16 protein-coding genes and 1 tRNA gene are annotated in these 18,212 nt (G+C 68.1%); 3 read left to right on the top strand and 14 right to left on the bottom strand.

Annotation, left to right across the window (positions count from 1 at the left end; all coding sequences use genetic code 11):
* Positions 1-114: 114 nt before the first annotated feature.
* From rpsA to aroA, 3 genes are all read right to left on the bottom strand, one after another.
* Positions 115-1,821, bottom strand: a complete 1,707-nt coding sequence (gene rpsA / locus JCR33_RS10130) for a 30S ribosomal protein S1 (protein ID WP_198881933.1) — start codon at positions 1,819-1,821, stop codon at positions 115-117.
* A 195-nt stretch (positions 1,822-2,016) separates the two neighbouring features.
* Positions 2,017-2,655: a (d)CMP kinase gene (gene cmk / locus JCR33_RS10125; protein WP_198881932.1), complete on the bottom strand. Its 639-nt coding sequence runs from the start codon at positions 2,653-2,655 to the stop codon at positions 2,017-2,019.
* Entirely contained in the window at positions 2,652-3,992 is a 1,341-nt protein-coding gene (gene aroA, locus JCR33_RS10120; RefSeq protein WP_198881931.1) for a 3-phosphoshikimate 1-carboxyvinyltransferase, read from the bottom strand. Before aroA ends, cmk begins: the two co-directional genes overlap by 4 nt.
* Positions 3,993-4,111: 119 nt before the next feature.
* On the opposite strand from aroA, the gene JCR33_RS10115 reads away from it, so the two are divergent.
* Together JCR33_RS10115 and JCR33_RS10110 are read left to right on the top strand one after the other, a co-directional pair.
* On the top strand, positions 4,112-4,492 hold the full coding sequence (locus JCR33_RS10115) for a TIGR02300 family protein (protein ID WP_198881930.1): 381 nt from the start codon (positions 4,112-4,114) through the stop codon (positions 4,490-4,492).
* Between the two features lie 49 nt (positions 4,493-4,541).
* Positions 4,542-4,617, top strand: a tRNA-Ala gene (locus JCR33_RS10110).
* A gap of 201 nt (positions 4,618-4,818) precedes the next feature.
* Here JCR33_RS10110 and urtE read toward each other — a convergent pair.
* The 10 genes from urtE to JCR33_RS10060 form a co-directional block, all read right to left on the bottom strand.
* Positions 4,819-5,514: an urea ABC transporter ATP-binding subunit UrtE gene (urtE, locus tag JCR33_RS10105; protein WP_198881929.1), complete on the bottom strand. Its 696-nt coding sequence runs from the start codon at positions 5,512-5,514 to the stop codon at positions 4,819-4,821.
* A 1-nt stretch (position 5,515) separates the two neighbouring features.
* Positions 5,516-6,268, bottom strand: coding sequence for an urea ABC transporter ATP-binding protein UrtD (gene urtD / locus JCR33_RS10100; RefSeq protein ID WP_198881928.1), 753 nt, complete (start codon positions 6,266-6,268; stop codon positions 5,516-5,518).
* Entirely contained in the window at positions 6,265-7,422 is a 1,158-nt protein-coding gene (urtC, locus tag JCR33_RS10095) for an urea ABC transporter permease subunit UrtC (protein ID WP_198881927.1), read from the bottom strand. The genes urtD and urtC overlap by 4 nt, the downstream gene beginning before the upstream one ends.
* Positions 7,422-9,440, bottom strand: a complete 2,019-nt coding sequence (gene urtB, locus JCR33_RS10090) for an urea ABC transporter permease subunit UrtB (RefSeq protein WP_332461159.1) — start codon at positions 9,438-9,440, stop codon at positions 7,422-7,424. The genes urtC and urtB overlap by 1 nt, the downstream gene beginning before the upstream one ends.
* A 3-nt stretch (positions 9,441-9,443) precedes the next feature.
* Positions 9,444-10,733, bottom strand: coding sequence for an urea ABC transporter substrate-binding protein (urtA, locus tag JCR33_RS10085; protein ID WP_198881926.1), 1,290 nt, complete (start codon positions 10,731-10,733; stop codon positions 9,444-9,446).
* Positions 10,734-10,846: 113 nt separating this feature from the next.
* On the bottom strand, positions 10,847-11,725 hold the full coding sequence (locus tag JCR33_RS10080; protein WP_198881925.1) for an esterase-like activity of phytase family protein: 879 nt from the start codon (positions 11,723-11,725) through the stop codon (positions 10,847-10,849).
* A 335-nt stretch (positions 11,726-12,060) separates the two neighbouring features.
* The gene (cobT, locus tag JCR33_RS10075) at positions 12,061-13,971 is read right to left on the bottom strand and encodes a cobaltochelatase subunit CobT (RefSeq protein WP_198881924.1); all 1,911 of its coding nucleotides are present in this window, start codon (positions 13,969-13,971) and stop codon (positions 12,061-12,063) included.
* 1 nt (position 13,972) lies between these two features.
* A complete protein-coding gene (gene cobS / locus JCR33_RS10070; RefSeq protein WP_198881923.1) occupies positions 13,973-14,959 on the bottom strand; it encodes a cobaltochelatase subunit CobS in 987 nt (328 codons plus the stop codon).
* 68 nt (positions 14,960-15,027) lie between these two features.
* A complete protein-coding gene (locus JCR33_RS10065; protein WP_198881922.1) occupies positions 15,028-15,663 on the bottom strand; it encodes a J domain-containing protein in 636 nt (211 codons plus the stop codon).
* A 95-nt stretch (positions 15,664-15,758) separates the two neighbouring features.
* Positions 15,759-16,370 (bottom strand): pyridoxamine 5'-phosphate oxidase family protein, encoded by a 612-nt coding sequence (locus JCR33_RS10060; protein ID WP_198881921.1) that lies wholly within the window; start codon positions 16,368-16,370, stop codon positions 15,759-15,761.
* A 160-nt stretch (positions 16,371-16,530) separates the two neighbouring features.
* On the opposite strand from JCR33_RS10060, the gene JCR33_RS10055 reads away from it, so the two are divergent.
* On the top strand, positions 16,531-17,430 hold the full coding sequence (locus JCR33_RS10055; RefSeq protein WP_198881920.1) for a class I SAM-dependent methyltransferase: 900 nt from the start codon (positions 16,531-16,533) through the stop codon (positions 17,428-17,430).
* Positions 17,431-17,449: 19 nt separating this feature from the next.
* Here JCR33_RS10055 and JCR33_RS10050 read toward each other — a convergent pair whose 3' ends face one another.
* Positions 17,450-18,190, bottom strand: coding sequence for an SDR family NAD(P)-dependent oxidoreductase (locus tag JCR33_RS10050; RefSeq protein ID WP_198881919.1), 741 nt, complete (start codon positions 18,188-18,190; stop codon positions 17,450-17,452).
* Positions 18,191-18,212 lie beyond the last annotated feature (22 nt).

Here is an 18,212-nt window from a genome sequence, read left to right as displayed (position 1 = left end):
GTGCCGGACGAACGACGGCGAGCGCCGCTCCAATAGTCGAACAGGGTGGCGCCGAGCGCCGCGCCCATGGTCGAGCGGGGCGGCGTCGAGCGCCGCCCCGTCGCGTCAGCCTTACTAGCCGTCGGTGGTGTTGCGGGCGCGCAGCGCCGCACCCAGGATGTCGCCCAGCGAGGCGCCGGAGTCGGTGGAACCGTACTGCTCCACGGCCTCCTTCTCCTCGGCGATCTCGAGCGCCTTGATCGACACCGCCACCCGACGCGCCTTGCGGTCGAACTGGGTGACGCGGGCGTCGAACTTCTCGCCCACCGAGAAGCGGCTCGGCTGCTGGTCGTTGCGGTCGCGGGCGAGCTCGGAGCGGCGCACGAAGGCGCTGAGCTCGGTGCCGACGATCTGCACCTCGAGACCGGCTTCCTTCACCTCCTTCACCTCGCAGGTGACGATGGCGCCGCGACGGACTTCAGCCCCGTCGGCCGCCTCGGTGAACGGATCGGAGCCGAGCTGCTTGATGCCGAGCGAGATGCGCTCCTTCTCAGGATCGACCTCAAGCACGACGGCCTTCACCGTCTCGCCCTTCTGGTAGTCGTCCATCACTTCCTCGCCCGGACGGTTCCAGTCGAGGTCGGAGAGGTGGACCATGCCGTCGATGTCGCTGTCGAGGCCGATGAACAGACCGAACTCGGTCTTGTTCTTGACCTCGCCTTCGACCGTGGTCCCCGGAGGGTTCTGATCGAGGAAGGCTTCCCACGGGTTGTCCATGACCTGCTTGAGGCCGAGCGAGATGCGGCGCTTCGCAGCGTCGACCTCGAGGATCATCACGGTCACTTCCTGGGAGGTGGCGACGATCTTGCCCGGATGGACGTTCTTCTTGGTCCACGACATTTCGGAGACGTGGATCAGACCCTCGATGCCGGGCTCGAGCTCCACGAACGCACCATAGTCGGTGATGTTCGTGACGCGGCCGGTGAAGCGGGCGTCGATCGGGTACTTGGCTTCGATGCCTTCCCACGGGTCGGCCTGAAGCTGCTTCATGCCCAGGGAGATGCGGTGCGTCTCCTGGTTCACCCGGATGACCTGGACCTTCACGGACTGGCCGATGGACAGGATCTCGGTCGGGTGGTTGACGCGGCGCCAAGCCATGTCGGTGACGTGAAGCAGGCCGTCGATGCCGCCGAGGTCTACGAACGCACCGTAATCGGTGATGTTCTTGACCACGCCTTCGATGATCTGGCCTTCCTCAAGGGATTGCACGATCTCGTGGCGCTGCTCGGCGCGGGTCTCTTCGAGGACCACGCGGCGGGACACGACGATGTTGCCGCGGCGCTTGTCCATCTTGAGGATCTGGAACGGCTGCGGCGTGTTCATCAGCGGCGTGACGTCGCGCACGGGCCGGATGTCGACCTGGGAGCGCGGCAGGAACGCCACGGCGCCGTCGAGGTCGACGGTGAAGCCACCCTTCACCTGGTTGAAGATCTTGCCGGTGACCTTCTCGTTCTTTTCGAACGCGGCTTCCAGGCGGATCCACGATTCCTCGCGGCGCGCCTTCTCGCGCGACAGGACGGCCTCGCCGAGCGCATTCTCGACGCGCTCCAGATAGACCTCGACCTCGTCGCCGATCGAGATGTTCTCTTCGCCCGGGCGTCCGCCGAACTCCTTCAGCGGAATGCGGCCCTCGACCTTGAGGCCAACGTCGATGACCGCAAGATCCTTTTCGAAGCCCACCACGGTGCCCTTGACCACCGAGCCTTCGACCATCTCGGTCTGGTTGAGCGAGGCTTCGAGAAGCGCCGCGAAATCTTCACGGGTTGGGGTTGATAAAGACATTCATTCTCCGAATGGCGCCTCAACGGCGCGAGTGCGGCGTGGGTTGGTGTTGATCGTGGTGTGCCTTCCGCGACGGCTCGCCGCCTGTCGACGCGGTGGGCACAGAGGTCGGCCGCGCGGCCGACGTGGTCCGGCGAACAGCCGGATAAGCCAAATGCGGGGTTGGCGGAACCAACCCCGTTTCGTAGCCGGAATTTAAGCCGCCAGCGCTTTATCCACAAGCCTCACGGCGGCGAAAAACGCTTCGTCAGCCGACAAATGGGTGGTGTCGAGCACGTGCGCGTCGTCGGCGGGGCGCAGCGGGCTCGCCGCCCGCTCGCGGTCGCGCCGGTCGCGCAGCTCCAGCGCCTCCACGAGATCTCGATAGCGCGGCCCCTCGGCTTCGCCGTAGAGTTCCAGCGCCCGGCGGCGCGCCCGCTCCTGCGCCGAGGCCGTCACGAAGAGCTTCACCGCCGCGTCCGGGCACACGACGGTGCCGATGTCGCGCCCGTCGAGCACCGCGCCGCTGCCCGCGGCGAGCGCCTCCTCGGCGAAGCCGCGCTGGCGCTTCACCAGCACCGCCCGCAGCTCCGGGATCACCGCGAGGCGTGACGCCCCCTCGCCGATCTCCTGTGTACCGAGCTCCAGCGTGCCGAGCCCCTCGAAATCGAGGTCGTGGGCGGCGCGGACGGCGGCGTGCGCGTCCTCGAGATCCGCGGCGGCCGCGAGCATCGCCGCCGCGACGCCGCGATAAGTCCGCCCGGTATCGAGATAGGCGAGGCCGAAATGGCCGGCGAGCCGGCGCGCCAGCGTCCCCTTGCCGGACGCCGCCGGCCCGTCCACTGCAATGATCACACGTCCTCCAGGATGATCGAGCCGCCGGCGTCACACATCAGCGGCAGGAAGGTCGGAAAGCTCGTCTGAATCACGGCAGGATCTTCCACCGTCACCGGCTTGTCGGCCGCAAGGCCCAGCACGAGGAAGCTCATGGCGATGCGATGGTCAAGGTGGGTGGCGACCCGTCCACCGCCGATGGCACCGCCGACCCGCCCGTCGACGCGCAGCCAGTCCGTCCCCGCCTCGTGCGGCACCCCGTTGGCGGCGAGCCCCGCGGCGACGGCGGCGAGACGGTCGCTCTCCTTCACCCGCAGCTCGCCGATCCCCTCCATCGTCGTCGGCCCCTCGGCGAAGGCGGCGGCGACGGCGAGCACCGGATATTCGTCGATCATCGCGGGCGCCCGTGCCGCCGGCACCGTGACGCCCCTGAGCCTGCTCGCGACGACGCGGATGTCGCCGATCCTCTCGCCGCCGGTATCGCGCTCGTTCTCCACGGCGAGCTCGGCCCCCATCTCGCGCAGCGTCACGAGCAGCCCGATGCGCGCCGGGTTCAGCAGCACGTCCGTCACGACCACCTCAGAGCCCGGCACGATCAGCGCCGCGACGATGGCGAAGGCGGCGGAGCTCGGGTCCGCCGGCACCGTCACGTCGCACGCCCGCAGGTGCTGGCGGCCCTCGATGGAGATCGCCGTCCCCTCGTCGGTCTCGGTGCGGTGCACGGTCGCACCGAACGCCGTCAGCATGCGCTCGGTGTGATCGCGCGTCGGCACCTTCTCGACCACCGTGGTCTCACCCGCCGCGCCGAGCCCGGCGAGGAGCACCGCCGACTTCACCTGCGCCGAGGCGACCGGCAGCACGTAGCGGATCGGCGCCAGCGTCTTCGGGCCGCGGATCGACAGCGGCAGACGATCGCCCTCGCGGGCCACAACCTCGATCCCCATCTGGCGCAGCGGATTGAGCACGCGCCCCATCGGCCGGCGCGACAGCGAGGCATCACCCACGAAGGTCGCCGCGATCGGATGCCCCGCCACGATGCCCATGGTGAGGCGCACGCCGGTGCCGGCATTGCCGAAGTCGAGCGGCGCCTCCGGCTCGGCGAGGGCGCCCACCCCCACCCCGTCGATCTGCAAGCGGCCCGTCGAATCGGTCACGATGGTGGCACCGAGGGCGCGCATCGCCGCCGCCGTCGCCATCACGTCCTCGGCGGTGAGGAGCCCCGAAATGGTGCTGCGCCCGACCGCGAGTGTGCCCAACATCAGGGCGCGATGAGAGATGGACTTGTCGCCCGGCACGCGCATACTTCCCGTGAGGGGGCCGCGTGCTGTGGCTGTGGCGACTTGACGCTTTGTATCCATGAACGACCTTCTAGACCGGCGCGAGCCGTCATAGATCAGCCGCGCCTCGATCGCCAGCTTTACAGCGGGCCGGCCTCTGTGCCATCGGAGCCCGCCCTACCACATCGACGGAGCGCTCTGTGGCGAAACCCGAACTCGGCCTAAAACGGATCTGCCCCAACTGCGGGGCGAAGTACTACGATCTGAACCGCGACCCCATCATCTGCCCCAAGTGCAACGCGGCGTTCGCCACCGGCGTCGTCAATGCGGTGCGCCCGGAAAAAGCCAACGACGACGATGACGAAGACACCGTCGAGGAGGACGAAGAGGGCGTCGAGTTCGTCGCGCTCGAGGAAGCCATCGAGGAGGAGGATGACGACGACGCCATCACCGTGAGCGACGACGAGTCCGAGGTCGAAGTCGAAGTCGATTCCGACGACGATGCGCTGATCGACGACGATGACGACGACGAGGTGAGCGACGTCGTGCGCGGCACCGACGACGACGAGGAAGAACGCTAAAGGGGGTTTGCATTTCGCCGAAGATGGTCTATCTCCGGCGCACCGGTTGGGGGCCATAGCTCAGTTGGGAGAGCGCTTGAATGGCATTCAAGAGGTCAGGGGTTCGACTCCCCTTGGCTCCACCACCGCCACCCCATTCCTGATCGCGACGCGACGCTCCTCCGAGCAGGCCCGAGGCGTTGCCGCCTCGCGGTCGGACCGCCGCGCGCCGCCCGCGGCGCGCCCATCGCCGGAACCGGGTCGCCGCCCGCCGGCGGACGGCTCCGACGTCGATTTTTCGAGCGCGCCGGCACGCGAGGCCCCTCGGCGCGGCGATACCGCCCGTGTCAGACCGACACGGCGGCGAGCACTTCGTCCTCGGTGAGGTCCGCCTTCTTGCCGGCGACCCGCACCGCGCCGCGCTCCAGCACCACGAAGCCGTCGGCGAGGTCGTAGGCGAAGCGGAAATATTGCTCCACCAGCACGATCGCCATCGTCCCCTGCGCGCGCAGATAGCGGATCACCTCGCCGATCTGCTGGATGATGTTGGGCTGGATGCCCTCCGTCGGCTCGTCGAGCAGCAGGAGCTTCGGCTTGGTGATCAGCGCCCGGGCGATGGCGAGCTGCTGTTGCTGGCCGCCCGACAGATCGCCGCCGCGCCGGTTCTGCATGGTCTTCAGCACCGGGAACAGGGTGAAGATCTCGTCCGGCACCTTGTGCTCGCTGGCCGGAAGGCAGGCGTAGCCCGTCTCCAGGTTCTCGCGCACGGTGAGGAGGGGGAAGATGTCCCGCCCCTGCGGCACCACGCCGACGCCCTTGTGGGCGAGCACGTAGGGCGGCGGCTTGGCGATCTCCTCGCCGTCGAGCCGGTAGCTGCCGCCGGAGCGGTGGTGCACGCCGGAGATCGCCTTCAGGAGGCTTGTCTTGCCGACGCCGTTGGTGCCCATCACGCAGGTCACCTCGCCCACGTTGGCGCTCATCGAGATGCCGTTGAGGATCTGCGACTGGCCGTAGTGCAGCGTGAGGTCGTTCAGCTCCAGCATGTCAGCGCTCCCCCGACCGGCCGAGATAGACGTCGATGACGCGCTGATCCTGCGTCACGTGGTCGAGCGTGCCTTCCGCCAGCACCGATCCCTCGTGCAGCACCGTCACGCGGCAGTCGAGGGCGCGGACGAACTCCATGTCGTGCTCCACCACGATCACCGCGCGGGTCTTCGCGACGTCGCGAAGGAGGCGGGTCGTGTGCTGGCGCTCGCCGACGGTCATGCCCGCGGCCGGCTCGTCGACGAGGAGGAGCTGGGGGTCCTGGGCGAGCAGCATGCCGATCTCGAGCCACTGCTTCTGACCGTGCGAGAGCTCGCCGGAGCGGCGGGCGAGCTCCTTGGTGAGGCCGATCTCCTCGGCAAGGGCGTGGATGCGGTCGGTGTCCGCCTCGTCGCGCCGGTAGAGGATCGCCGACATCGGGCCGCGCGGCTTCTTGAGCGCCATCACGAGGTTGTCGAACACACTCTGGTCCTCGAACACCGTCGGCCGCTGGAACTTGCGGCCGATCCCGAGGCGGGCGATCTGCGCCTCCGACTTGCGCAGCAGCGAGATGTTGCTCGGCCCCCAGGTGACGCGCCCCTTGTCGGGCCGCGTCTTGCCGGTGACGATGTCCATGAAGGTCGTCTTGCCGGCCCCGTTGGGGCCGATGATGGCGCGAAGCTCCGCCTCCTCGATCTCGAAGGAGAGGTTGTTGATGGCCTTGAAGCCATCGAAGGCGACGGAGACGCCGGCGACTTCCAGCAGCGCGCTCATGGCTTCCTCACCACGTAGTCGACGAGCCCGCCGATGCCCTTCGGCGCGAACAGCGTGACGCAGACGAAGGCGACGCCCAAGAGCACCTGCCACCAGTCCACCCACTGGATGGTGGCGAAGCCGAGATTGATGTCGGGCGCCCGCCCCCCGGTGAACCAGGTGGAGAGCAAGGATACGAAGGCCGCCCCGATGATCGCCCCGTAGAGGCGTCCGCGGCCACCGATCGCCACCCATACCGCGAGATAGATCGAGGCGATCGGTGCGATCTCGGCCGGATTGATGATGCCCGCCTGCGGATAGTAGAGCGCCCCCGCGATGCCGGCGATCACCGCGGTGAGGGTGAAGACGAAGAGCTTGTAGTGCTCCACCTGATAGCCGAGGAAGCGCACGCGCGCCTCGTCGTCGCGGATGCCCCGCACCACCGAGCCGAACTTGCCGGACACGATCCACGCCGCGAGCACGTAGCCGGCGCCCAGCGCGATCGCCGAGGCGACGAAGAAGTAGATCGACACCACCGACTGCGGCGTGCTCTCCCAGCCCGGGATGTTCTGGAGGCCCGACAGGCCGTTGTTGCCTCTGAGACCGGAGTCGTTCTGGAAGAGGTAGAGCGAGAGGGCGAGCGTCATCGCCTGGGTGAGGATCGACAGATAGACGCCGGTGACGCGGCTGCGGAAGGCGAGCCAGCCGAACACCAGCGCCAGAATGCCGGGCACCAGGACGACGAGCAGAAGCTGGATCCACAGCGAGTCGGCGAAGGTCCAGATCGGCGGGATGCGCGCGCCGCCCACCACGCCGAAGATCTGGGTGCCGATCGCGTCGCGGATCTCCTGCGGCGTCGGCGGCAGCGTCGCGGCCTGGGCCGCCTGCACCACGATCTGCTCGGTGCGGGCGTACATGATCCACATGCCGACCATGTAGCCGCCGAGGCCGAAGAAGGCGAAGTGGCCCAGCGAGAGAATGCCGCAATAGCCCCAGACGAGGTCCATGGCGATCGCGACGAGGCAGAGGCAGAGCGTCATGCCGAGCGTCTTGACGAGGCTCGTCGACAAGGTGCCGCCGGCCGCCTCCGACATGCCCACCACCGCCACGGTGAAGGCGGTGAGCAGCAGGAGAACTATGATGACCGAGGGTTGGGAGAGGATCGAGCGACGCATCACGCCTCCGCCGCACGGCCCTTGAGGGCGAAGATGCCCTTCGGCCGGAACTGGATGAAGATGATGATGAAGATGATCATGTAGGTCTGCGCCGCCAGCGTGTTGGACGGGTTGAACCACTCGATCCCCTTCTGCAGGAAGCCGATGAGGGTGGCGCCGGCGAGCGTGCCCCAGATGTTGCCGACACCGCCGACCACCACCGTCATGAAGCTCTGCACGATGTAGCCCGAGCCGAGGTCGGAGGTGACCTTGGCGAAGAGGCCGATGGCAACGCCCGCGATCCCCGCGATCCCCGAGCCGAGCCCGAAGGTCAGCATGTTGATGCGGTCCGGGTTGATGCCCATCGAGGAGGCCATCCGCGGGTTCTGGCGCACCGAGCGAACCTCGAGCCCCAGCCGGGTGTGGTTGAGGATGAAGAGGAGCAGCACCAGGAAGATGATCGCGAGCACGAAGATCGCGATGCGGATGTAGGAGATCGCCACCACGTCGTTGATGACGAGCGCGCCGCCGAGCCAGTCGGGCGCCGTCAGCGGCCGCGCCTGGGTGCCGAAGATGTTCTTGGCGAGCTGCTGCAGCGCGATCGACACGCCGAAGGTGGCGAGCAGCGTCTCGAGCGGCCGGTGGTAGAGCCAGCGGATGACGAGGCGTTCCAGAAGCACGCCAGCCGCGAACGTCACCAGGAAGGCGAGCGGCAGGGCGACGACCAGCGAGGCGGTGTAGTTCGGGATGAACTGCTGCACCACGTAGCCGGTGTAGGCGCCCATCATGATGAACTCGCCGTGCGCCATGTTGATGACGCCCATCACGCCGAACGTGATCGCGAGGCCGATCGCGGCGAGGAAGTAGATCGAGGCGAGCGACAGCGCGTCGAGGGCGATGTCGAGGAAGCCGTAGCCGGCGACGCTGCGGTTGATCGCGGCGATGGTGCCGAGGACGGCACCGGTGATCGCCTCCGGCTCGGAATAGACCTCGTAGAAGGTGAAGGAGGCGATCAGGTCGGCGATCTCGTCCTCGGTCTGCGTCTGGGTGACGGCGCCCTGCTCCTCGAGCCGGCTGTAGGCGGCGTCGCGCGCCTCGCGCGTGTCGAGACTCGCGACGGGCACGCCCGCGACCATGCCGTTCTCGATGTGCTCCACCAGCGCCGCGTCGCGGGCGGCGGCGTTGATGATGCGCGGCGCGAGATCGCGGCGCACGAGCAGGTCGTAGGCGGCGTCGAAGGAGAGGTTTTCGGAGCCGGGGGTCAGGACACGGGCGACGTTCTCGTCCTCGTCCGGGCCTTCCTTCGACACCTTCAGGGTGGTGTTCAGCAGCGGGTTGAGGGTGGCGCGCGCCTCGACGCTGAGGTCGCCGGCGAAGCTCTCGATCGCCTCGACGCGCTTCGCCTCGTCCTCCTCGAAGCGGACGGTGAGGAGGCGTTCGGCGCGCTCCATGGCGCCTTTCAGGAACGGGTCGTTCTCCCGGCCGAGGGCGGCCCGCAACGGGTCGAGCTGTTCGGCGCTCGGCTCGCGCAGCAGCGCCTCGAGCGCACCGCGCCGCACGGCGGGATCGGGATTGGTGAGCTGGAACTTCACGAGCGCCGCGGCGATCAGCGCGCGGATGCCGGAGTTCGGCTTGATCTGGTCCACCTCGCGGCGCCCGGCCGTGCCCATCGGCTCCTTGGTGACGACGTGGAACAGATTGTAGGTGTCGCGGTCGTCGCCGCGCTCGGCGAGGAAGAAGCGGCCGTCGCTCTCGCGCACAAAGAGGTCGCGCGCCTCCCAGCGCTGCAGCACCACGTCGGCGCCCTCGAGGCCGCTGTCGGCGATGGCGGCGATGGCAGGCTCGATGGTGCGGCGGGAGGATTCCTGGATCAGTTCAGTGTTCTCGAGGAGCAGCTCCTCGATCGGCGTCGGTGCGGGTTGCGCCAGGGCCCCCTCGATCGTGGCGACGGCCACGAGAAGCATCGCCAGCACGGCGAGCGCGGCGCGACGGAAGGTGGAGGGGGCGAGCCCCTCCACCACGGTGTTGACCCGCCGCACGGATCAGTAGTTCGACTTGATCTGGACGCAGGTCTCGGTCTCGGTGTTGTACATACCGCAGCCGAGATTCTGCCAGTCGGACTTCAGCACCGCCGATTCCGGCAGGAAGTCGGTCCACGCATCGCCCGGCACCTCTTCGGTCTGGGAGATGATGTCGAACTGGCCGTCATCCTGGATCTCGCCGATGAGCACGGGCTTGGCGAGGTGGTGGTTCGGGAGCATCACCGCAGTGCCGCCGGTGAGGTTCGGGAACTCCTGGCCGTACATCGCCTCGGTGACGGCGTCGACGTCGGTCGTGCCGGCTTCCTTGACGGCGTTCACCCACATGTTGAAGCCGATATAGTGGGCCTCCATCGGGTCGTTGGTGACGCGGTCCTCACCCATGCGGGCCTTCCACTTCGCCACGAACTCCTCGTTCTCCGGGGTGTCGGCGGACTGGAAGTAGTTCCACGCGGCGAGGTGGCCGACGAGGTTGGAGGTGTCGAGGCCGGAGAGTTCTTCCTCGCCCACCGAGAAGGCGATGACGGGGATGTCGTCGGCCGACACGCCCGCCGCGGCGAGTTCCTTGTAGAAGCCGATGTTGGCGTCGCCGTTGATGGTGGAGATCACGCCCACCTTCTTGCCGTCGGCGCCCAGCGCCACGACGTCGGCGACGATCGACGACCAGTCGGAGTGGCCGAAGGGGGTGTAGTTGACGAAGATATCCTCCGCCGGGATACCCTTGTCCTTCAGATACTGCTCGAGGATCTTGTTGGTCGTGCGCGGATAGACGTAGTCGGTGCCGAGCAGCGCGAACTTCTCGACGCCGAGCTCGTCGAGGAAATAATCGACGGCCGGGATCGCCTGCTGGTTCGGCGCGGCGCCGGTGTAGAAGACGTTCTTGGAGCTTTCCTCGCCCTCATACTGCACCGGATAGAACAGGAGACCGTTCAGCTCCTCGAGCACCGGCAGCACCGACTTGCGCGACACAGAGGTCCAGTTGCCGAAAATCACGGCAACATCGTGCACAGTCAGTAGCTCACGTGCCTTTTCGGCGAACAGCGGCCAGTCGGAGGCCGGGTCGACGACGACGGGTTCGAGCTCGCAGCCCAGCAGGCCGCCCTTCTCGTTCTGCTCGTCGATCAGCATCAGCATGGTGTCTTTGAGGGTCGTCTCCGAAATCGCCATGGTGCCGGAGAGCGAGTGCAGGATACCGACCTTGATCGGACACTCGACGTCCTGCGCGACGGCCGCACCGGTGAGGGCGGTCGACGTCGCAAGGGCGACCAGCAGCGATAGGGTTTTATGATTCATTGAATTGGATCCTCCGACGTTGTGCTTTTCGCGGAGGGAACAATGCAAGGCTGTTGCCATCTTCCTCAGGAGAGGCGAATCGATGGCGCCTTTGTGATCCGGCCGTCGGCGGCTCAGCCCGCATCCTTCGGCATGCCGACGTGCACTCGGTTTTCCCCCGCCCGAACAAGGGGCTTGGGCCGCGGGCGCGGGTCGCTCACCCGAAATCGCAACATGAGGGTGCGCTGGAGGAAGGAGAGGTTGTCGTCCGACATCAGGGTGAGGAGGATCTCGCCGTCCACCACCTCCGCCGAGATCGCTTCCATGTTGTCGATCTCGGCCGAGAAGTCGGCGTCGAGCAGCACCGGACCGTCGACGTCGCGGCCCGCGCGGACGGCGTCGGCGCCGAGGCGGCGCACCCGCAGCCCCACGTCGAGCCCGCCGCCGTAGCGCCGCTCCACGATCAGCACGTCACCGCCGGGGAGCGCATCGGCCCCGGTGATCGACCAGTCGCCGTGGCGCGGCACGCGGAAGGGAACGCCCGGATCGCGAAAGGCGGGGATCGACGGGCCGGTCTTCGCCTTGCCCTCGAGGAAGATCAGCACGGTGCCGTCGGGCAGCGTGGCGAGCGCCTCGAGCCCGTTGCTGCGGGCACCGAGGCGCAGGGCCGAGGCCGCCGGCAGCCGCCGCGGCGGTCCGGGACGGATCGCGAGACCGTCGGCCGGGTAGAGAAGGAGGTCGCCGCTGTGCTCCTGCGCGGCGAGGATGCCGTCGCCGTGCCGGGTGAGCGCCTCGGCGTCGCCCGTCTCCTTGTCGGTGATCGGTCGGCCGGCGAGGTCGACGCGGCGGACGATGTCGGTGTCCGCCACCCCGGTGAGCCGGCCGCCGTCGAGGAGCATGCGGCCGGTGAGCCAGAACCCGGTGTCGCTGACGGCGAGAAAGCGCTCCCCTTCGGTCAGGAGGCCGGAGAAGCCGCCGAAGCCGTGCGGCCCGTTGAGCACCAGGCCGCCCATGAAGGCGAGGCGATCGGCCTCGTCGGGGCTCGGACGGAAGGTGTCGATCTGCCGCGTCCGCAGGCTGACGGGCTCGGCGAGAGCCGCCCCCGGGACGACGAGAACCGCTCCCGCGCAGAGGACGAGAGCCGCTCCCGCAGCGCGGATACAGGCCGCTCTCGCGGCACTAACGTGAGCCGCTCTCGCGGCAATGACGTGAGCCGCTCTCGCGGCAATGCCGCGAGCCGCTCCGGCGGCGGTGACGAGAGCCGCTCCGGCGGCGGTGACGAGAGCCGCTCCGGCGGCGGTGACGAGAGCCGCTCCGGCGGCGGTGAGGCGAGCGGCAGCGGAGGCGATCAGGCGGCGCGTCGGATGCCGCGTCCCCGCCGCTGGCCGCCGCCCCTCGTGTCCCGCTCGTCCTCGAAGAGGTCGGCGAGCTGGTTCACCATCGCCCCCGCGAGCTCCTCCGCGTCCACGATGGTGACGGCCCGGCGATAATAGCGCGTCACGTCGTGACCGATCCCGATCGCGATGAGCTCGACCGGCGAGCGATCCTCGATTTCGGCGATCACGGAGCGTAGGTGCTTCTCCAGATAGTTGCCGGCGTTGACCGAGAGGGTCGCGTCGTCGACCGGCGCGCCGTCGGAGATCACCATCAGGATCCGACGTTGCTCGGGCCTTGCGATCAGTCGCTCGTGGGCCCACTGCAGCGCCTCGCCGTCGATATTCTCCTTCAGCAGCCCCTCGCGCATCATCAAGCCGAGATTGCGGCGGGCGCGGCGCCAGGGCGCATCGGCCGCCTTGTAGATGATGTGGCGCAGGTCGTTGAGGCGTCCGGGCGAAGGCTTCTTGCCGTGCTGCAGCCAGTGGTCGCGCGACGAGCCGCCCTTCCACGCCCGCGTGGTGAAGCCCAGGATCTCCACCTTGACGTGGCAGCGCTCGAGGGTGCGGGCGAGGATGTCGGCACAGGTGGCGGCGACGGTGATGGGGCGACCACGCATCGAGCCGGAGTTGTCGATGAGGAGCGTCACCACCGTGTCGCGGAACTCCGACTCGCGCTCGATCTTGAAGGCGAGCGGCTGCATCGGGTCGGTGACGACGCGGCTGAGGCGGGCGGTGTCGAGCACCCCCTCCTCCTGGTCGAAGTCCCACGACCGGCTCTGCTGCGCCATCAGGCGGCGCTGGAGGCGGTTCGCCAGACGGGCGACGGCCCCCTGAAGGTGGGCGAGCTGACGGTCGAGGAAGCCCCGCAGCCGGTCGAGCTCGGCGGTGTCGCAAAGCTCCTCGGCGTGCACGGTCTCGTCGAACTGGCGGGTGTAGACGCGGTACTCGCTGGCCCGGTTCACCGGATTGCTGGTCTCGTCGACCCGCACGCCGTCGGTGGAATCCTCCGAGTCGCCGGAGTCGTCCTCGCGAACGTCCTCGGCGGTGTAGTCGGAATCCTCAACGTCCTCGGCGCTCTCCTCCTCGCCGGTGCGCTCGCTCTCCTGCGGCGTCGCGTTCTCCTCGGCGGACTCCTCGCCCGCCTCCCCGCTCGTCTCGTCGGGGGTGTCGACCTCGCTCTCGCCGTCGCGCTCCTCCTCGCTCTCGCCCTGCTCCTGGCCGAGCTCCTCGGCCATGTCGAGCTGAGCGAGGATGTCGCGCATCGCCGTCGCGAAGCCCTTCTGGTCCGAGATGCAGGCGGCAAGGTTCTCGAGATTGTCGCCGATCTTGCCTTCGAGCGCGGGGCGCCAGAGATCGACGAGCGTCTTGGCGCTCTCGGGCGGGGCGGCGCCGGTCAGCTTCTCGCGCACGAGGAGAGCCAGCGCGTCCTGCAACGGCGCGTCCGCCTGGTCGCTGATCTCGTGATAGTTGCCGCGATGGTAGCGGTCTTCCAGCATCGCGGAGAGGTTGCTGGCGACGCCCTCCATCGCCTGGGCGCCGAGCGCGTCGCAGCGGGCGCCCTCCACCGCGTCGAACACGGCGCGCGCGTCGGCCCCCTCCGGCGCATAGCGCTGGTGGACGTTGGTGTCGTGGGCGGCAAGCTTGAGCGCCATGGAGTCGCCGACGCCGCGGGTCACCGCGATGTCCTTGGCGGTCACCCGCCGCGGCGGCTCGGGCAGACGCGCCGTATCGCCGACGAGCGCCGGCCGGTCGCTGGTGAAGTTGACTTCCAGATCCGGCCGCCCGGCGATCGCCCGCATGGTGCCGGCGACCGCGTTGCGGAACGTCTCGTGGCGCGTGTCGGCGAGCTTACCCTTACGATTGTTGTCGCCGATACCGGCCATATCAGTTCATCATCAGGTTCGATGCGGACGAGGCCAGCTCTTTGCCGAAGCAGCGCTGATAGAACTCGGCCACGATGGACCGTTCCGTCTCGTCGCACTTGTTGAGGAAGGAGACCTCGAAGGCGAAGCCGATGTCCCCGAAGATATCCGAATTCTCGGCCCAGGTGATCACGGTGCGCGGGCTCATCACGGTGGAGAGGTCCCCGTTCATGAAGGCGTTGCGCGTCATGTCCGCCACCCGCACCATCTTCGACACGATCGCCTGGCCGTCGTCGTTCTTGTAGTGCGGCGACTTGGCGAGAACGATGCCCACCTCGGTGTCGTGCGGCAGATAGTTCAGCGTCGTCACGATCGACCAGCGGTCCATCTGGCCCTGGTTGATCTGCTGGGTGCCGTGATAGAGGCCCGACGTGTCGCCGAGGCCGACGGTGTTGGCCGTGGCGAACAGGCGGAAAGCCGAATGCGGGCGGATGACGCGGTTCTGGTCGAGCAGCGTCAGCCGGCCCGAGACCTCGAGCACGCGCTGGATCACGAACATCACGTCCGGGCGGCCGGCGTCGTACTCGTCGAACACGAGCGCGGTGTTGGTCTGCAACGCCCACGGCAGGATGCCGTCGCGGAACTCGGTCACCTGGGCGCCGTCGCGCACCACGATGGCGTCCTTGCCGACGAGGTCGATCCGGCTGATGTGGCTGTCGAGATTGACGCGCACGCACGGCCAGTTGAGCCGCGCCGCCACCTGCTCGATGTGGGTCGACTTGCCCGTGCCGTGATAGCCGGAGATCATCACGCGCCGGTTGTGCTTGAAACCGGCGAGGATTGCCTTCGTCGTCGGCGGATCGAATACGTAGGACGGGTCGAGATCGGGCACATGCTCGGACGTTTCCGCGAACGCCGGGACCTCCATATCGCTATCGATATTGAAGGTCTGGCGGGCGGACACGGTGATGTCCGGCGTGCGTGTCGACGCCTCTAGCGTCTCTGCCATCAAGTTTACCTCGCAGGATCCACGTGACCACGCGGACGGCTGGGCTGTTGCGGGACCGCGCTCACCGATCAGCAATACCCGGCGCGCCGAAGCACGGCATAGGCGTTGATGATGCTGCGCAATCGCTCCTCGGAGCTGCGATCCCCCTGATTTGCGTCAGGATGGTGACGTTTTACAAGGGTTTTGTAGCGCGATTTTATGGCCTCCTTCGAGGCCGAGTGATCGAGCCCCATCACTTCGAAGGCGTCGCGCTCCGGTCCTTTGGGGCGGCGGCGCTCCGGCTCGGGCGGCGGCTCGTGGTGGGCCCCCTCCGCCCCGAAGAAGCCGAAGGGGTCGTCGACCATGCCTCTCCAGGCGGCTTTCGCTTCGCGCGCGCGGTGCGCGCCGCGCACGCCGATCGGCTTCGTCGGACGGTGGCCGATGATCGCGTCGCGCTGATAGGCGATCACGTCGTCGTCGTCCATTCCCTCGAAGTAATTGTAACTCTTGTTATATTCCCGGACGTGCTCGAGGCAGAACCAATGGAACTGGCCCTCCTTGCCGCGTCCCTTGGGCGCCCGATACTCGGCCACCCGGTTGCAGCCCGGAACGGCACATGTCCGCTCCATGACCGGCGCGTGCGTCGCCGCGCCGCCGTTGCCGCGACCTTGGCCACGCCGGCGGGAGACGCGAATCCGATCATAATCCTTCGACGAGAAATCCATGGCTCGATTATGGGAGGCCCACATTTGCTGAGCAAGGACTTGACGAAACGCCCTTCACAGCCCCGGCCACCCTTTGGCGCATGCCATCCCCGCGCCTACCACATGGAGTTCGCGGCACGGCCTGGCCATTCGGCATCGTAGGTGTCGCCATCGATGGTCGCCTGCGACAATTCCTCCAGGATCGCCCCCACCGAAGGAAGGCTCGCGAGGTCGGCGTGCCCGCCCTCCCACAGCTTCGCCCGGTTCACCGCCCGCGCGCATTGAAAATAGACCTCCCGCACCGTCACGAACACCACCGTGCGCGGCGCCTTGCCGTGCACGGCGTAGCGCTCGAGCACGTCGTTGTCGGCGGTGATCGCCGCCTCGCCGTTGACGCGCAGCACGGTGCCGGAGCCCGGAATGAGAAACATCAGCGCCACACGCGGATCGCGCACGATGTTGCGCAGCGTGTCGATGCGGTCGTTGCCGCGGCGGTCGGGGATCGCGAGGGTCCGCTCGTCGACGATCGTCACCGCCGAGCCCTCGTCGCCGCGCGGGCTGCAGTCGAGCCCCTCCGGGCCGACGCTCGCGAAGGCGAAGAAGGGTGAGGCCTCGATCCAGGCGCGATAGTGCGGGGTGATGGTCGGCGCCACCTTGACCAGCGACGGCGGCTTCGGGGTGCCGTAGTGAGCGAGCAGCTCGGCTTCGGTGCAAATGAACTTCGGCATGGGGCTTGCCTTCTCTTTCTCGGAGACGCCGTGCCGCGAGGCGGGCGCCTCCTTCTACGACAGGACCGGTCGCCTCGCCATCGGCCTCGCAAAGGCGTATGGGGCGAGAGGACCACGCGACAAAGAGCGCGCGATGCGAACCCGCGCCGAGAGACACGCCATGACTGCCAAACAATTCATGCCGGCCGAGATCGAAGACGCGCAGGCGATGAGCGCGTCGGAAGCGATCGAGTATCACTACGACAACGACACGCGCTTCTTCTCCCTCTGGCTCGACCCGACCCTCTCCTACTCCTCCGCCCGCTGGCGCGATCCGCTCGCGATCGAGAATGCGGAGCCCGATCTCACCGCCGCGCAGTTGAACAAGCTCACCTTCCACCTCGATGCGGCGCGCATTCCGAAGGGCGGCAGTCTCCTCGACATCGGCTGCGGCTGGGGCGCCATCCTGAAGGCGGCGGTGACGGAGCGCGGCGCGGCACGGGCGCTCGGCCTCACCCTGTCGCGCGACCAGCTCGACCACATCACGGCCGGCGGCTGGCCGGGCGCCGAAGCGAAGCTCCAGGACGTCTACGAGTTCGACACCGACGAGCGCTTCGACGCGGCGATCTCCATCGGCGCCTTCGAGCATTTCGCCCGTCCGGAGATGGATCGGCCGGAGAAGCTGCAGCGCTACCGCGCCTTTTTCGACAAGCTGCACACGCTGACGACCCCCGGCGCCCGCTTCTCGCTTCAAACCATCGTGTGGGACGCCCTCACCTTCGACGAGGCGAAGAAGTGGATCCCGCAGACGGTGTTTCCGCAGTCCGACATTCCGTTCATCGAGGAAGTCATCGAGGGGGCGAACGGCGCCTTTCGGGTGATCTATCTGGAGAACGACCCCACCCAATATGCCGACACGCTGGACGCGTGGGTGAAGACCCTCAAGACGCACAAGGCGACGATCCTCGCCGAGTGGGGCGAGGAGAAGTACACCTTCTTCGAGCGCTACCTGCGCAACTCCAAGCTCGCCTTCCAGCGGCGCAAGAACTCCCTCGCCCGCTTCGTGATGGTGCGCCGCTGACACGCCGCCCGGCCGCGGCCTAGAGGGTCAGGCCGCCGTTGACGTGGATGGACTGGCCGGTGAGGTAGCCCGCCTCCGGCGACAGCAGGAACTTCACCACCGCGGCCACCTCCTCGCGCGCGCCGACGCGGGCCATCGGTATTTCCGACACGACGGCCTGCCACTGCGCGGGCGTCAGCGACGACGGCGTGCCCGGCTCCTTGGCGATGTAGCCCGGCACCACCGCGTTCACGGTGATGCCCCGGGGGGCGAGGTTCGCGGCATAAACCCGGACCTGCGCTTCGAGCGCCGCCTTGGCCGGCGCCGTCGAGGCGTAGCTGCGGGTCTTGGTCCGATGCGCGCCGAACGCGCTGACGCACACGATCCGCCCCCTGTTGTCGGCGAGCCGGGGGCTCAGCAGCGTGGCAAGCCGCTGAAACGCGAGCGGCATCGCCGCGAGGCTCGCCACGAGCTCGTCCGCCCGCACGTCGCTCACCGTGCCGCGCTTGGCGTAGCCCGCCGCGAAGGTGAAGCCGGTCAAGCCGTCCGCGGGCAGCGTCTCGCACCACGCGGCCACCGCGCCGAAGAGCGCCTCGTCCTCGGTACCGCCGATGCAGGTGTCGACCTCCGCCCCCAGCCGGCGGCAGTCCTCGGCCACCGCCTGAAGGCGCTCTCGGTTGTGGCCGGTGTGGAGCAGCAGCCGCGCCCGCGCGCCGGCGATCGCGCGGGCGAGAGCCGCACCGATCCCCGAGCCGGCGCCGATGATGATGTGATGCTCCATCGGACTGTCGACGCCGGAGCGG

Source organism: Acuticoccus mangrovi (genome assembly GCF_016411865.1).
GTDB classification, from domain to species: Bacteria; Pseudomonadota; Alphaproteobacteria; order Rhizobiales; family Amorphaceae; genus Acuticoccus; species Acuticoccus mangrovi.
The sequence above is the reverse complement of the archived record's forward strand: the minus strand, read 5'-3'. Positions and strand labels throughout refer to the sequence as shown.

Bases quoted from the DNA above. Each gene is read 5' to 3' on its own strand.
- urtA (WP_198881926.1), bottom strand. From the start codon at position 10,733: ATGAATCATAAAACCCTATCGCTGCTGGTCGCCCTTGCGACGTCGACC.
- urtE (WP_198881929.1), bottom strand. From the start codon at position 5,514: ATGCTGGAGCTGAACGACCTCACGCTGCACTACGGCCAGTCGCAGATC.
- cobS (WP_198881923.1), bottom strand. From the start codon at position 14,959: ATGGCAGAGACGCTAGAGGCGTCGACACGCACGCCGGACATCACCGTG.
- urtD (WP_198881928.1), bottom strand. From the start codon at position 6,268: ATGAGCGCGCTGCTGGAAGTCGCCGGCGTCTCCGTCGCCTTCGATGGC.
- JCR33_RS10050 (WP_198881919.1), bottom strand. From the start codon at position 18,190: ATGGAGCATCACATCATCATCGGCGCCGGCTCGGGGATCGGTGCGGCT.
- cobT (WP_198881924.1), bottom strand. From the start codon at position 13,971: ATGGCCGGTATCGGCGACAACAATCGTAAGGGTAAGCTCGCCGACACG.
- JCR33_RS10080 (WP_198881925.1), bottom strand. From the start codon at position 11,725: ATGGGCGGCCTGGTGCTCAACGGGCCGCACGGCTTCGGCGGCTTCTCC.
- rpsA (WP_198881933.1), bottom strand. From the start codon at position 1,821: ATGTCTTTATCAACCCCAACCCGTGAAGATTTCGCGGCGCTTCTCGAA.
- JCR33_RS10065 (WP_198881922.1), bottom strand. From the start codon at position 15,663: ATGGATTTCTCGTCGAAGGATTATGATCGGATTCGCGTCTCCCGCCGG.
- JCR33_RS10055 (WP_198881920.1), top strand. From the start codon at position 16,531: ATGACTGCCAAACAATTCATGCCGGCCGAGATCGAAGACGCGCAGGCG.
- JCR33_RS10060 (WP_198881921.1), bottom strand. From the start codon at position 16,370: ATGCCGAAGTTCATTTGCACCGAAGCCGAGCTGCTCGCTCACTACGGC.
- aroA (WP_198881931.1), bottom strand. From the start codon at position 3,992: ATGGATACAAAGCGTCAAGTCGCCACAGCCACAGCACGCGGCCCCCTC.
- urtC (WP_198881927.1), bottom strand. From the start codon at position 7,422: ATGCGTCGCTCGATCCTCTCCCAACCCTCGGTCATCATAGTTCTCCTG.